This window comes from uncultured Hyphomicrobium sp., assembly GCF_902826555.1.
In the GTDB taxonomy this organism is placed as follows: Bacteria; Pseudomonadota; Alphaproteobacteria; order Rhizobiales; family Hyphomicrobiaceae; genus Hyphomicrobium_C.
This window is the reverse complement of sequence record NZ_CADEFI010000001.1, coordinates 196,116-210,973: the sequence shown is the minus strand read 5'-3', so window position 1 is coordinate 210,973 and position 14,858 is coordinate 196,116. Positions and strand designations below refer to the sequence as shown.

Here is a 14,858-nt window from a genome sequence, read left to right as displayed (position 1 = left end):
ACCGCCGAGGTTCGCCGCTCCGCGCTAGGCGCCGCTCTGGTGCTCGCGCACATCCACCGCAACCGCGACCGAATGGCGGCCGGAGTCGAAGATCACGCCGTCGATCGGCGAAACGTCGGAGTAATCGCGCCCGAAGGCCAACGGCACATGGTCCGTCCCGGCGCGCATCGCATTTGTCGGATCGAGTTCTTGCCAGCCCACGCCTTCACCGCACCACACCGCCACCCACGCATGCATGGCGTCCGCTCCTTCGAGCCGCGGCATGCCCGGAAGCGGATGCGTACGCAAATATCCGCTGACATAGGCCGCAGGCAGACCCAGCGAGCGCAGGCAGCCGATCATGATATGCGCGAAGTCCTGGCACACACCGCGCCGCGTCGAGAACGCCTCCCGGGCCGGCGTCATGACGTCGGTCGCTCCCGGATCGTACCGGAAATCGCGACGGAACATTTCCATGAGACCGATCGCACCGGCGAGCACCGGGCGCCCGGAGGGAAACTCCGCACGCGCATAGTCGAGGAACGCCGCGTCGAGCGGCACATGCCGCGAAGCGAAAATCTGATGCACGGGCGAACGCGCGGCGAAACTCGTTGTCGCCTGCGCGGCGCGGCGAACGGCCTCCCATGGCGCCGTCTCCTCGGGCACGACGAGCGGGCCCGGCGTGAGCGCCACCGTGAACCGGCTTTCGACCGTCAGCCGGTTGTGCGGCGCTTTGAGCGTGATGTGTGTCGTCGCGTTGCCGAAAAAATCGCGCGTCGCCGAGAACTCGCTCGGGCTCGGATCGATCAGCATGTCGCGCGCAAGCACGTCCAGCCCCGGTTGCGGGAGCGGCATCAGCCGCAGCACGTGCGCCGCGAACGGCACATAGGAACCGTAGGAATAGGACGTCGTCTGGCGGATATCGTAGATCACGGCGCCCCGCCTTCCGTGACGAACGGATCGCGCACGCGGAAGTAGGCGTGTGAGATTTCATCCGAAAGATGCATGAGCCCGTTCTCGATGCCGAGGATGTCGGCGCCGCGCACCTTCGCGGGATCGAACGCCGCGACGACGTCATGCAGCCGGTCGGCCACCGCAAGGGCCGGCGAAGGTCTATTCGAAGGCGGCAGCAACGGGAGCGCAAGCGTATGCTCCTCGAGCCGCTGGAGCTGGAAGGCCAGCGAGCGCGGATTGCTCTCGTCGAGCAGCACGAGATCGATCACGGGCGCGAACGCCGCCCCGAACGGATAACGCGACCGGTAGGTGATCTGGCAGTCGTTGAGTTCGAGCAGCAGATCGAGTTCTTCGCGCGAGCCGCCTTGCGCACGCGCGAACTGCCGCGCGAACCGGCACGTGGCGAGCGCACGCTCGATGCGGAACCCGAGCTTCAGGAACCGCCATCCGGCAACGCGATTCATCGTCTCGAGCTGGAATCCCGTCACGGCGGCGATCGTGCGCAGGGCACGGCTCGCGCGTTCCAGCACGGCAACATCCCGGCCCTCCGGCTCGACGGGCGCATGCACATACGCATGCAGGTCCTGAAGCGCCCGCCACGCGTCCGGAGGAAAGCGGTCGCGAATGCCGAGCCCCGCCCGGCGCGCGGCCGCCACGAGCGCGGGCACCGAGCCGTCGAGGTCCGGATGCGACAGCGCGGACTCGGCGGCGTGCATGGCGTCGTCCTCGCCGCGCGGCACCTCCGTCGCCCCCCAGCGCATCAGCATCTCGGCGAGCCCCGCCACGTCTGGCGCGCCCTGAGCACGGCTTCCCGACACGCGCGTGGCAACCGCACGGATGAGCCGCAGGGTCGCTTCCGCCCGCTCCACGTAGCGTGCGAGCCAAAAGAGGTTGTCGGCGGCCCGGCTCGGCAACACGCCGTCCCCGCGCCGCACGACGATCTGCGTCTCCGATGGAATGAGGCTGGTCGGCGCCACGGGCCCTTGCGACATCACCCACACGTCGGCCGAGCGCGCGCCGCGCTGCATGGTAATCGCTCTCAGATCTTGCTGTTCACCGATCAACGCGAACCCGCCCGGCATGACGGTATAGCCATCCGCCGTTGCCGCCACGAAGACGCGCAGCGTGAACGGATGCGGCGCGAGCCGCCCGTCGGACCACACCGGCGTCGTCGAAAGCTTCACCACTTCCTGCCCGACGAAGTCGACGCCCCGGCGCAGGATAGCCTCGGTCAGCATCTCCCGTTCCGGGCCGCCCATTTCGGAGACCACCCAGGGTCCGCCCGGCGGAATGGCGCTGCTCAAGCGAGAGAACGCCGACGCGATCACCCGATCGTCGAAGGCACCGAGGACGGCATCCCGTCCCGCCTCCTGACCGCACCACCAGGTCGCGATGTTGGGCAGCAGGAGCCGTTCCCCGAGCAGCGGCTCTGCAAGAGCCGGCAGGAAGCCGAGCAATCCGCGCGCCTCGGCGATCCCTGAGCCCAATCCGTTCGCCAACGTGACGCTGCCGCGCCGTGCCGCCCGTGCAAGGCCTGCGATCCCGAGCCGGGAGCGCGCATTGAGCTCGAGCGGATCGGCAAAATCGCCGTCGATGCGGCGCACGAGCACGCGCACTTTCCTGAGCCCGCCGACCGTGCGCAGATAGACCTCACCTCCGACCACCTGCAAATCCGTCCCCTCGACGAGACGTAGACCGAGATAGCGCGCGAGGTAGGTGTGCTCGAAGTAGGTCTCGTTGAGCGGCCCGGGCGTCAGCAGGCACACGCCTGCATCGTCCGTCTCGCGATAACGCGCCAGCTCGGCCCGCAGCGCATCGAAATAGGGCGCGAGACGCTGCACGTCGAAAGCGCGAAACACGTCCGACAGCCCCCGCGACAGCGCAATGCGGTTCTCGAGCGCGTAGCCGGCTCCGGAGGGAGCCTGCGTCCGATCGCGCAGAACCCACCACGCGCCGCTCGGGCTACGCCCGAGATCCACCGCATAGAGATGCAGATGGCGCGGCTGAGACCGGCCGGCCTGTACGAGCGGACGCAGGAAGTCGGGACTTCCGGCCAACAGCGAAGCCGGTACGCCGAGGCTTTCGAGCCTTCCGCCGCCACTGTAGACGTCCGCGAGCAACGCCTCGATCAGCCGCGCGCGCTGCACCACGCCAGCCTCGATGACGGACCAATCCTCTGGCGAGATCAGGAGCGGAACATGCGAGAGCGGCCACGGCCGCTCGCTCGCCGACGGATCGTCGTAGACCCGGTAGAAGACGCCGGATTCCTTCAGGTAGCGGTCTGCCGCCGCAAAGCGCTGCGAAAGAGCACCGGGGGCCTCGGCTGAAAGCCGCCCCACGAACGGCGCCCAATGCGGACGCACCTGCCCCGCCGCGTCCACCATCTCGTCGTAGACGCCCGGCAACGGGCGGTATCCGGCCAGCAATCCCGCAGTCGCCGCCGCTGAGGCCATGACTGCCTCAGGGCCCACGACACACACACGCGTCCCGATTTCCCGCGCGCACCCCGACGCTTCCCCGGAAAAGGCAAAGAAGGATCGGTCCCGTCGACCTCATGCCCGCGCCCGCCTGAGATCGAGCGTCGAAGGATACTCGTCGTTGCGCTCCGGTGCCGGCGTCGTCATCAGCCCCGGCGTATGGCCGTGCTCCTGGAAGCGCGCCAGACGCCGTGCCTCCGCCTCGTATGTGTTGACGGGAAACGTCTCGTAGCTGCGGCCGCCCGGATGCGCGACATGATAGACGCACCCGCCGAGCGAGCGATGGCTCCAGGTATCCACGACATCGAACGTCAACGGCGCATGCACCGGCAGTGTCGCATGCAGCCCCGACGCCGGCTGCCACGCCTTGTAGCGCACACCCGCCACGAACTCGCCCGAACGCCCCGTGGACGTCAACGGAACGCGCCGCCCGTTGCAGGCGAGCACATGCCGCCGCGGATTGAACCCGTCGGCTTTCACCTGCACCCGCTCGACCGATGAATCCACGAAACGCACCGTCCCCCCGGCCATTCCTTCTTCGCCCATCACATGCCACGGCTCGAGCGCCTGGCGCACCTCGAGCTTCACGCCTCCGTGCTCGACACTTCCGTAGTACGGAAAGCGGAACTCCCGCTGCGCCTCGAACCATTCCGGCTTGAAAGCGTAGCCCGCCCGGCCGAGCGCGTCGAGCACATCCAGAAAATCCGCCCAGACAAAGTGCTCGAGCATGAATTTGTCGTGCAGTGTCGTGCCCCAGCGCACGAGATCTCCCTGCTCCGGCTCCGCCCAGAATTTCGCGATCAGCGCCCGGATCAGGAGCTGCTGCGCCAAGCTCATGCGGCCGTCCGGCGGCATCTCGAACGAGCGGAACTCGACCAGACCGAGGCGGCCGGAGGTGCTGTCCGGCGAATAGAGCTTATCGATGCAGATTTCGCTGCGATGCGTGTTGCCCGAGGAGTCGACCATGAGATTGCGCAGAAGCCGGTCCACCAGCCACGGCTGGGGAGTCGTCCCTCCGAACGGCGGCGGAATGTTGCCGAGTGCGATCTCGAGCTCGTAGAGGCTTTCGTGACGCCCCTCGTCGACACGGGGCGCCTGGCTGGTCGGACCGATGAACAGCCCCGAGAACAGATAGGACAGCGACGGATGGCGCTGCCAGAACACGATCAGGCTCTTGAGCAGATCGGGACGGCGCAGGAACGGGCTTTGCCATGGCGTCGGCCCGCCCACGACCACGTGATTACCGCCACCGGTGCCGGTGTGTCGCCCATCGACCATGAACTTGTCGGTGCCGAGCCGCGAAAGCCGCGCCTCCTCGTAGATGCCCTCGGTCGTCGCCACGCAGTCGCGCCACGTCGAGGCCGGATGAATGTTGACCTCGATGACGCCCGGATCGGGCGTGACCTTGATCACGTTCAAGCGGTGATCTGGCGGCGGCGGATAGCCTTCGATATGCACCGGAAGATCGAGCTCGTCGGCCGTTGCCTCGATGGCCGTCATCAGCTCCAGATAGTCTTCGAGCACACCGAGCGGTGGCATGAACACGCAGAGCTTGCCCTCGCGCAGCTCCACCGCCATCGCCGTGCGCACGGACGCGCCTTCGATGTCTTGCGCGAGCGGGATCGGCTGCCGGTAGGGGTTGTCGCCGACACGGCTGTAAATCTGCATGAGGGCGTCCGGATCCGGAAGCTCCCCCCGCTCTGCAAATGGATCGTCGGCCACCACGTGCGGAACCGCATGCGGCGGCAACCACGGCAAGCCCCCGAGAGGCAGCCGAAGCCCCAGAGGGCTATCGCCGGGCATCAGGAACAGATGCTGCCGCCTGAGCTTCCACTTTTCGCTCATCCAGCCTTTGCCGGCCCGCGTCTGCCAGCGCTGGATCGGCAGCACGAACCCCGATGCGACGCTGAGCCCACGGTCGAACACCCGCGCGATACGCGCCCTCTCCTCCTTGTCTTCGAGCTTACTGTCGGAGGGATCCACGTTCACGGGAAGCTGAGCTTCCTTGATGATCCAGTGCGCCGGATCCTCGTAGGCAGGGACCACATAGTCGCCGCCCACGCCGAGCCTCTCGGAAATGCCCTCCATGAAGGCTTTCGCCCCGTCGATATCCGTCGGCGCGAGATAGCCTTCGCGCGCCACCAGGCAATCGTTGCGCCAAATCGGCTTTCCGTCGCGCCGCCAGTACAGCGAAAAAGTCCACCGCGGCAGGCTTTCGCCGGGATACCACTTGCCCTGTCCGTAATGCAGGAAGCCGCCCGGCGCGAAGCGCGCCCGCAGGCGGCGAATGAGATCGTCGGCACGCGACCGCTTTGTAGGTCCGACGGCAGCGGTGTTCCACTCCGCGGACTGGTAGTCGTCGATGGAGACGAACGTCGGCTCGCCGCCCATGGTGAGGCCGACGCCTTGCACCGAGAGATCTGTATCGACGGCATCGCCGAGCTTGAGAAGCGCCTCCCAAGCATCGTCCGAGAACGGCAGCGTGACGCGCGGCTTCTCTGCGATGCGCTCGACCTTCATGTCGAAGGAGAAGTCGACTTCCGCCGGATCCACCGTTCCGCTGATCGGAGACGCGGTGCCGTAGTGCGGAGTCGCCGCCAGTGGAATGTGGCCCTCGCCGCAGAAGAGCCCGGATGTCGGATCGAGTCCGATCCACCCGGCGCCCGGCAGGTAGACTTCGGTCCACGCATGCAGGTCGGTGAAATCGACATCCGTTCCGGACGGCCCGTCGAGAGACTTGAGATCGGGCTTGAGCTGGATCAGGTAGCCGGAGACGAAGCGGGCCGCGAGCCCGAGATGGCGCAGCACGTGCACGAGCAGCCAAGCCGAGTCGCGGCACGAACCTGAACCGAGTTTGAGCGTCTCCTCCGGCGCCTGCACGCCGGGCTCCATGCGGATGAGATAGCTGATCTCGCGATTGATACGCGCATTGAGCTCGACCAGAAAATCCACCGTCCGTTCCGCCTCGCGCGGAATGGTGGCCAGAAACTGCGCCAGGAGCGGACCGGGATTGTCGGTGACAAGATAGGGCGCGAGATCGACCTCGAGCTCTTCGGAGTAGGTGAACGGAAGCTTCTCGGCGGAGCTTTCGACGAAGAAATCGAACGGATTGACGATCGCCATCTCGGCCAGGAGATCGACCGTGACGCTGTACTCGGTCGTTTTCTCCGGGAACACGTATCGGGCAAGCCAATTCCCGTGCGGATCCTGCTGCCAATTCACGAAGTGATTGGCAGGCTCGACTTTCAGCGAGTAGCTCGGAACGCGCACACGACAGTGAGCGGCAGGCCGGAGCCGGATGACTTGAGGCCCCAGCGCCACGGGCCGATCGTACTTGTAGCGGGTAACATGGTGGAGGCTGGTTAGGATGCCCATTGCCGGGAGCGGACCTCTCGAATGCTTCCGGAGTGCAGGCCGGTTTTCCGATCGGACGCAGGATCAATTGAGGGACGAGTCGAAACCTGCGTCTGACGTCGAGATGACGGCCCAGCCCCTTGTGCACTGCAACGATGCTGCCTTGTCGGGCATTTGACGGTCAAGCCGGGAACTGCGGGCGTTTAGCTCAAAGATTAGTCACATATTTGCCTGCCATTAGGGCAATTACGACATTTCTGAGACGGAATGCTTGACGTCACCGAGCGACCCTGCTGCATTGCAACCGAGCACCCGGCGGGAGGGCGAGGTTAATGCACTACTATACCTACGAACTGACACACACGCTGCTGCATCCGGTCCGTCTCATGACCCGCGCGCTCAAGGCGCAATTCGAGACACCGCTCAATCCCTTCGCCAACACCGAGATGGCCAAGAACATCGCCGCCGCCTGCGAGGTGTTCGAAGGCATGACGCGCCGCTACGGCAAGCCCGAGTTCGGCATCAAGGAGACCCGCGTCGGTGGCCTCACGGTGCCGGTGCGCGAGGAAATCGTGCTGAAGAAGACCTTCTGCAATCTCCTCCACTTCGACCGCGACGAGACAGTCGTCGGCAAGCGCTACGATCCGAAGGTGCTGCTGATCGCCCCCATGTCGGGCCACTACGCGACCCTCCTGCGCGGCACCGTGCAGGAGCTGATCAAGGAGCACAATCTCTACATCACCGATTGGTCCGATGCGCGCGACATCCCGGTCTACGAGGGCGCCTTCGATCTCGACGACTTCATCAGCTACATCATCGAATTCATCCAGTTCCTCGGCCCCAACACGCATGTCATCGCCGTCTGCCAGCCGGCCGTGCCGGCGCTGGCCGCAGCGGCCGTGATGGCAGCGAACGACGATCCTGCGCAGCCCGCCTCCATGACGCTGATGGGCGGCCCCATCGACACGCGCCGCAATCCGACCCAGGTCAACAAGCTCGCCGAGGAGAAGCCGATCTCCTGGTTCGAGAGCAACGTCATCAACTACGTGCCGTTCCCGAATGCAGGCTTCGGCCGCCGCGTCTACCCGGGTTTCATCCAGCTCACGGGCTTCATGACCATGAACCTCGAGCGCCACACCCAGGCGCACATGAAGCTGTTCGAGAACCTCGTCAAAGGCGACTGCGACTCGGTCAATCAGCACAAGACGTTCTACGAAGAGTACCTCGCCGTCATGGACCTGCCGGCGGAGTTCTACCTGCAGACCGTCAAGAACGTGTTCCAGGATCACACCTTGCCCAAGGGCGAGATGATGTATCGCGGCCAGCGCGTCGATTGCTCGGCGATCCGCAAGACCGCGCTGATGACCGTCGAGGGCGAGCGCGACGACATCTGCGGCCTCGGCCAGACCGAAGCCGCCCACGACCTCTGCTCGAACATCGCTGTCGACGAGCACTATTACTACGTCCAGCCCGGCGTCGGTCATTACGGCGTCTTCAGCGGCACCCGGTGGCGCACGGAGATCGCCCCCCGCATCCGCGAGATGATCCGCACCATCCAGTTCAAACGCCGCGTCGGCGGCAGCGAGACCAAGATTCCGCTGCCCTATCATTCCCTGCACGCGACACGCGAGAATATCGTCGATTGGCGCGGCCCCAACGGCGCCGCGGCTCCAAACGGCAGCGTCCCCAACGGCTCGGCTGGCTGAGACACATTGGCCCGGACCGCGATCACGGCGGAGCCTGCGTTGACAGGCGCCGCCCTGCTACTAGAGTGCGGCGCATTCTCCCTCCATACCCACTGATCCGAGGTTCTCCCGATGAGCGCCGTCCGCACGCCCGCGAAGCATTTTTCCCCTCTCGCCATCGGCGCACCCGAGCCCTATCGCGCGCTCCCGGTACGCATCGAGCGCATGATTCACTTCGTGCCGCCCCACAACGAGAAGATCCGCTCCAAGATCAAGGACATCGCCGGCCAGGTGGATGTCGTGCTCGGCAATCTCGAGGACGCGATACCGGTGGGCGACAAGGAAGCCGCGCGCAAGGGCTTCATCCAGATGGCCCGCGACAACGACTTCGGCTCCACCGGTCTCTGGACCCGCATCAATTGCTTGAACTCGCCCTGGATGCTCGACGACGTGACGGAGATCGTCCGCGAGGCCGGCAACAAGGTCGACGTCATCATGCTGCCCAAGGTCGAGGGCCCCTGGGACATTCACTATCTCGACCAGCTCCTCGCCCAGCTTGAAGCCAGGTACGCCGTCAAACGCCCGATCCTGATCCACGCCATCCTGGAGACGGCCGAGGGCGTGAAGAACGTCGAGGCCATCGCCGGCGCCTCGCCCCGCATGCACGGCATGAGCCTCGGTCCCGCCGACCTCGCCGCCTCCCGCGGCATGAAGACGACACGCGTCGGCGGCGGTCACCCGGACTACTACGTGCTGCAGGATGCCGGGACCGACGCGACCGCTGCGCGCGCCCGCTATCAGCAGGATCTCTGGCACTACACCGTCGGCAAGATGGTCGATGCCTGCCTCGCCTACGGCCTGAAGCCGTTCTACGGTCCCTTCGGCGATTTTTCTGACGGCGCCGCCTGTGAAGCGCAGTTCCGCAACGCCTTCATCCAGGGCTGCCTCGGCGCCTGGTCGCTGCATCCCACGCAGATCGACATCGCCAAGCGCGTTTTTTCGCCCGACGCGAAAGAGGTTGCGTTTGCCAAGCGTATTCTCGAGGCCATGCCCGACGGCACCGGAGCCGTCATGATCGACGGCAAGATGCAGGACGACGCCACTTGGAAGCAGGCCAAGGTGATCGTCGATCTGGCGCGCCTCGTCGCCGAGAAGGATCCGGAACGCGCGGCCGCCTACGGATTCTGACATCGCGCGCCCGCCCGTGCCATCAACTATGTTCGACAGATTGGTTGACATTGGTGGGCCTCTCCCCTCGAATGCGCCCTGGGGATAGGAACATGTCGCGTAAAGCCACGCAGCCATCGCCGCGCCGTCGCAAGCGTGCAGCCAGTACCCCGGCTGTGCGCAGGGCGAAGTATGCGCTCGGGCAGGTCGTGCGCCATCGCGTCTACGCATTCCGCGGCGGCGTGTTCGATATCGATCCCGTCTTCAACAACACCGAAGACTGGTACCAGTCGATTCCCGCCGAGAACCGTCCGCTGAAGGACCAGCCGTTCTATCACCTCCTCGCCGAGAACGCGGAGACCGAGTACATCGCTTATGTCTCGGAGCAGAACCTGCTGCCCGACGAAAGCGGCGAACCGCTGCGCCACCCGCAGCTCGACGACTACTTCGTCGAGGACGAGGAAGGCCGCTACCGCGCCGTCTTCATTCAGCCCCACTGAAACGTCCCCTCTCCGCGCCATGGGGGAGAGAATCAAAAAAGGCCGCCCTTTCGAGGCGGCCTTTCTGTTTGTGAGCTTGCCGAGCCCTACTTCTTCGCGGCCGGCGCGTCCTTCTTCGCAGCTGCCGCTGCGGCATCCGCCGCGCCCGGCTGCGGAGGAAGCTCCTTCATCTTCTCGGCCTTGAACTTCTCGTAGGCTTCCTGCTGGCGCTGACGGATCTGCGCCATCAGCTGGCCGCGGGCCTTCTTGTACTCGGCGTTGTCGACCGGCTTGCCGGCGAAGGCATCGGCGAAACCATCGAGCGGAACCGGGAAGCCGATCGGCTGCGCCTGCGCGTTCATGGCGAGCACCATGATGCCGCCGCCGGTCTTCATCTGCTCGACGATCTCCTTCGTTGCCTCGGTCTCCGCCGTGCAGCCCGACGCGTGGCAAAGCGAGAACTTGAGATCGATCGGCTTCAGATCCTTGTCGTCGACCTTCTCGTTCTTCGACGCCTTCTCCCACTGCTCCTTGGTGTACACGGCCGCCTTGATGCCCGGCGGGATAGCCATGCCGAGCGGCACCATGACCATCAGATGGTCGTGCTCGTTGCCCTCGACCTGACGGATCGCAGCCGACACCAGCACCATGCCCGAGTTGCCGTCGAGACGCTCATGATGCGTGAGGCAGATGTCCTTCTCTTCTTTCTCTTCCTTGCCGTCCTTGTCCTTCTTGACCAGCGGCGCCTTCTCGCAAAGCTTTACCCACGCGCTCTGCTTACCGGCAGGTGCCGCCTTGGCATCCTTCGGCGCATCCTTCGCTGCGGGAGCATCCTTCTTTGCAGCAGGAGCAGCCGCATCCTGCGCCAGCGCAGCTCCGTACACGCCGGAACCGATAACCAAAGCGAGCGCGGCGGCGCCCGCCAACACACCGCGTCCAAAGCCCGTTGCGATGCCATCTCTGTGCGACATAGGAAAATCGACCTTTCGTCTATGAGCCTGACCTGGAGCCGCCTGGCGAACCCCGTCCAGCGGCCCGTCCCCTCTTCGCAGCGCTCAATCGGCAATTATTGGCGCGCGCCCTGACGCTTTAAGCGTCTTCCGGCCCGGCACTAAAGCCCCGAATGAGGCAATCCCGTGGCCGGACAAATTCTGCCGACAACATGCACAGGCGGAAACGCCACGTCCGTGGCAATCCCGCCACGCAACCGCCGTGCCGATCCGCCATTCACTCGCCGGGGATGTATGCTACGTGAGCCCGGTGGTGCGAGCGAATCCAATGCGTTGTGGGACGCCGAGACGGGAGTGTGCTGTGCAGCGAATGATTTTCGCGACCCTTGCCGTCCTGGCACAGGCCTCGGCCGTTCTGCTATCCCCCGCCCACGCCGAGCCCGCGCATGCGATCGCGATGCACGGCAATCCCGCTTTGCCCGCAGGCTTTCCTAATTTTCCCTACGCCGTTCCCGACGCCCCGAAGGGCGGCCGCGTCACGCTCGGCTCGTCGAGCTCTTTCGACAATCTCAATCCCATGATCGTGCGCGGCGAGCCGGTCCAGGGTATCCGCGAGTTCGTTGTCGAAAGCCTGATGGCGCGCAGCCAGGACGAGCCGTTCACGCTCTACGGCCTCATCGCCGAGACCATCGACGTGCCGGACGATCGCAGCCAGGTGACGTTCCGCCTCGACCAGCGCGCACGGTTCTCCGACGGCACGCCGATCACGGCCGCCGACATCCTGTTCTCGTTCGAAGTATTGCGCGACAAGGGCCGCCCCAACTACCGCACCTACTACAAGAAGGTCACGAAGGCGGAAGCCGTGTCCGACCACGAGGTGCGCTTCGTCTTCGCCGACGGCGAGGACCGCGAGCTGCCACTGATCCTGGGCCTGATGCCGGTGCTTCCCCGCCACGCCATGGATGCCGAGAAGTTCGAGGAGACAACGCTCGCGCCGCTGATCGGGTCCGGTCCATACCGTATCGCCGCCGTCGATCCCGGCCGCTCCATCACCTACAAGCGCAACCCCGATTATTGGGCCAAGGACCTGCCCGTCAACCGTGGCCGCTTCAACTTCGATGAGATCCGCTTCGAATATTACCGTGAAGGCTCGACTCTGTTCGAAGCCTTCAAGACCGGCGCCATCGACCTCAGGAACGAGGACGATCCCGCCACGTGGGCCAAGGGCTACGACTTCCCCGCCGCACGCGACGGACGCGTTCATCGCGAGGAGATCGCCATCGGGCTGCCCGCCGGCATGACCGGCCTCGTCTTCAACACACGCCGCCCCGTATTCGCCGACGAGCGCGTGCGCCAGGCGCTCATTCTCCTGTTCAACTTCGAATGGGTGAACAAGAGCTTCTTTCACGGTCTCTACAAGCGCAGCCAGAGCTACTTCGAGCGCTCGATGCTCTCCTCCGCCGGCAAACCCGCCGACGAGCGCGAGCGCACCCTGCTCGGCCCGTTCGCCAACGCCGTCTTGCCTGAGATCATGGACGGCACTTGGCGCGCGCCTGAGAGCGACGGCACGCCACACAACCGCGCCAACGCACGCAAGGCCTACGAAATGCTCGAAGCGGCCGGCTACGCCCTGCAAGGCGGCCGCCTCGTCCAGACCAAGACCGGCAATCAGCTCAACTTCGAGATCCTGGCCTCCAACACCGGACAGGAGCGCTTGCTCGGCGCCTTCGTCGGCGATCTTGCCAAGCTCGGCATCAAGGCCCGCATGCGCGTCGTCGACAGCGCCCAGTACCAGTCCCGCCTCAAGGACTACGATTTCGACATGATCCAGTTCACCTGGCCCTCGTCATTGTCGCCCGGCAACGAACAGCTCTTCCGCTGGTCCTCCCGCGTCGCCGACCAGCCCGGCTCGTACAATTACGCCGGTGTCGAGAACCCGGCGGCAGACGCCATGATCACCGCCATGCTCGCCGCCCACGGCAATGAGGAATTCGTCTCCGCCGTCCGTGCGCTCGACCGCGTGCTGCTCTCGGGGCACTATGTCATTCCGCTGTTCTATCCTCCGGCCCAGTGGATCGCCTCTTGGAAACGTCTCTCGCATCCCGAGGCCAAACCGCTGTTCGGCTTCAACCTCGACACCTGGTGGGTGAGCCCCCAAAACTGACACATGAACAGACCCCGCATCGAGCTATCGCCGCCGCAAGCCCAATGACGCTGCTTCTGACGCCCACCGAGAATCCGCCCTTCAACATGGCCCGCTATTGCATCGCGGGCGGTGCCGCCGCAACGCCTGCAAAGCCGGCCCTTATCGTCATCGGCGATGCGAGCGCGCAATCCCCATCCGAGATCTGGACCTACGCCGATCTCGAGGACGCGGTGCTGCGCACCGCCGGAGCGCTGCGCGCCTTGGGGCTTTCGGAAGGCGACCGCGTGATGATCCGCCTCGATAACACGAGCGCCTACGCCATTCTCTTCTTCGCGGCCATCGCAGCAGGGCTCGTCGCGCTCCCGGCTTCGAGCCTGCTCACCGACCGCGAGGCGCTTTTTCTGCTCGCCGACAGCGGTGCGGCCGCCGTCGCCAGCGCGGCTTCGATCGATACGCGCACACTCGCCCATACACCGATTGCCCTCTCACCGGACGACGTCGCCCGCATGATGCGTGACGGCCCCCGCATCGACTACGCCCCGACACGCGCCGAGGCGCCCGCCTTCCTCATCTACACATCCGGCACGACGGCAAATCCGAAAGGCGTGCTGCATGCCCAGCGCGCGGCCCTCGGTCGCCGCCCGATGTACCGGGGCTGGTATGGAATGAGCATGGACGACCGCGTGTTGCACGCCGGCGCCTTCAATTGGACCTTCACCCTTGGTGTCGGCCTCACCGATCCCTGGGCCAACGGCGCCACCGCCCTCATCTACACCGGCGAGAAAGAGCCAACGCTCTGGCCGAAGCTCATCGAAAAGACCGGCGCGACGCTGTTCGCCGCCGTCCCCGGCCTCTTCCGTCAGATGTTGAAATACGCGCCGCTCGCACCCGCGGCGATGCCCACGCTACGCCATGCGTTGATGGCGGGCGAGGCCCCGCCGCCAAGCCTGTTCGACGATTGGACGGCCGCGACGGGCCGGGCGCTCTACGAAGGCTTGGGCATGAGCGAGATCTCGACTTACATATCGACCGCCCCCGGCGTGCCACGTAAGCCCGGCACCGTCGGCAAGGCCCAGGCCGGTCGCCGCGTCGCCATCCTGCCCGTGGACGGCGCCGACGTACCGTTGCCGCCCGGAAGCGAAGGACTGATCGCCGTCCACCGCTCGGACCCGGGTCTCATGCTTGGCTACTGGAACCGCCCCGCCGAAGAAGCCGAGGTCGTCCGCGGCGACTGGTTCACCGGCGGCGATATTGGACGCATGGATGCCGAAGGCTACATCACCCATGTCGGACGCAACAACGAGGTCATGAAAGCGCTCGGCTACCGCGTCTCTCCGATGGAGGTGGAAGCTGCGCTCGCCGCTCACCCCGATATCGCCGAGGTCGCCTGCGCCGAAGTCGCCGTGCGCCCGGATGTGCATGTCGTCGGCGCCTTCGTTGTGCTCAAGAGCGGTGCACGCCCCAACGGCGCGGAAATACTCGCCTTCGCCGCGGAACGCCTCGCAGCGTACAAAATGCCCCGGGAAATCCGCTTTCTGGACCAGCTTCCGCGCACCGCCAACGGCAAGATCAAGCGCACGGCCCTGGCTTCGATGCCGCCCGCGTCCTAGACTGCGGCAGACGCGCCTCGCATCCCCATGGAAGTGATCGCACCATCTGGCGGGACA

At 65.5% G+C, this 14,858-nt stretch carries 9 protein-coding genes; 5 read left to right on the top strand and 4 right to left on the bottom strand.

Translation table 11 applies throughout. The annotated features are described in order from the left end of the window. Window positions 1-24: 24 nt before the first annotated feature. The 3 genes from QZV93_RS00960 to QZV93_RS00950 all read right to left on the bottom strand — a co-directional run bounded on the left by QZV93_RS00960 (window position 25) and on the right by QZV93_RS00950 (window position 6,785). Window positions 25-912 (bottom strand): transglutaminase family protein, encoded by an 888-nt coding sequence (locus QZV93_RS00960; RefSeq protein ID WP_295555192.1) that lies wholly within the window; start codon window positions 910-912, stop codon window positions 25-27. Beyond that, the gene (locus tag QZV93_RS00955; protein WP_295555190.1) at window positions 909-3,386 is read right to left on the bottom strand and encodes a circularly permuted type 2 ATP-grasp protein; all 2,478 of its coding nucleotides are present in this window, start codon (window positions 3,384-3,386) and stop codon (window positions 909-911) included. The genes QZV93_RS00960 and QZV93_RS00955 overlap by 4 nt, the downstream gene beginning before the upstream one ends. A 99-nt stretch (window positions 3,387-3,485) precedes the next feature. Further along, on the bottom strand, window positions 3,486-6,785 hold the full coding sequence (locus QZV93_RS00950; protein WP_295555188.1) for a transglutaminase family protein: 3,300 nt from the start codon (window positions 6,783-6,785) through the stop codon (window positions 3,486-3,488). A 311-nt stretch (window positions 6,786-7,096) separates the two neighbouring features. Here QZV93_RS00950 and phaZ point away from each other — a divergent pair, with 311 nt between their 5' ends. The 3 genes from phaZ (at window position 7,097) to hspQ (ending at window position 10,116) form a co-directional block, all read left to right on the top strand. Next, the gene (gene phaZ, locus QZV93_RS00945) at window positions 7,097-8,470 is read left to right on the top strand and encodes a polyhydroxyalkanoate depolymerase (RefSeq protein WP_295555186.1); all 1,374 of its coding nucleotides are present in this window, start codon (window positions 7,097-7,099) and stop codon (window positions 8,468-8,470) included. Between the two features lie 111 nt (window positions 8,471-8,581). Next, window positions 8,582-9,637: a CoA ester lyase gene (locus QZV93_RS00940; RefSeq protein WP_295555185.1), complete on the top strand. Its 1,056-nt coding sequence runs from the start codon at window positions 8,582-8,584 to the stop codon at window positions 9,635-9,637. Window positions 9,638-9,729: 92 nt separating this feature from the next. After that, a complete protein-coding gene (gene hspQ, locus QZV93_RS00935; protein WP_295555183.1) occupies window positions 9,730-10,116 on the top strand; it encodes a heat shock protein HspQ in 387 nt (128 codons plus the stop codon). Window positions 10,117-10,202: 86 nt separating this feature from the next. Here hspQ and QZV93_RS00930 read toward each other — a convergent pair whose 3' ends face one another. Next, window positions 10,203-11,066 (bottom strand): invasion associated locus B family protein, encoded by an 864-nt coding sequence (locus QZV93_RS00930; RefSeq protein ID WP_295555181.1) that lies wholly within the window; start codon window positions 11,064-11,066, stop codon window positions 10,203-10,205. 436 nt (window positions 11,067-11,502) lie between these two features. Here QZV93_RS00930 and QZV93_RS00925 point away from each other — a divergent pair, with 436 nt between their 5' ends. Next, a complete protein-coding gene (locus QZV93_RS00925; RefSeq protein ID WP_295555348.1) occupies window positions 11,503-13,209 on the top strand; it encodes an extracellular solute-binding protein in 1,707 nt (568 codons plus the stop codon). 44 nt (window positions 13,210-13,253) lie between these two features. Further along, entirely contained in the window at window positions 13,254-14,801 is a 1,548-nt protein-coding gene (locus QZV93_RS00920; RefSeq protein WP_295555179.1) for an AMP-binding protein, read from the top strand. Window positions 14,802-14,858: the final 57 nt, after the last annotated feature.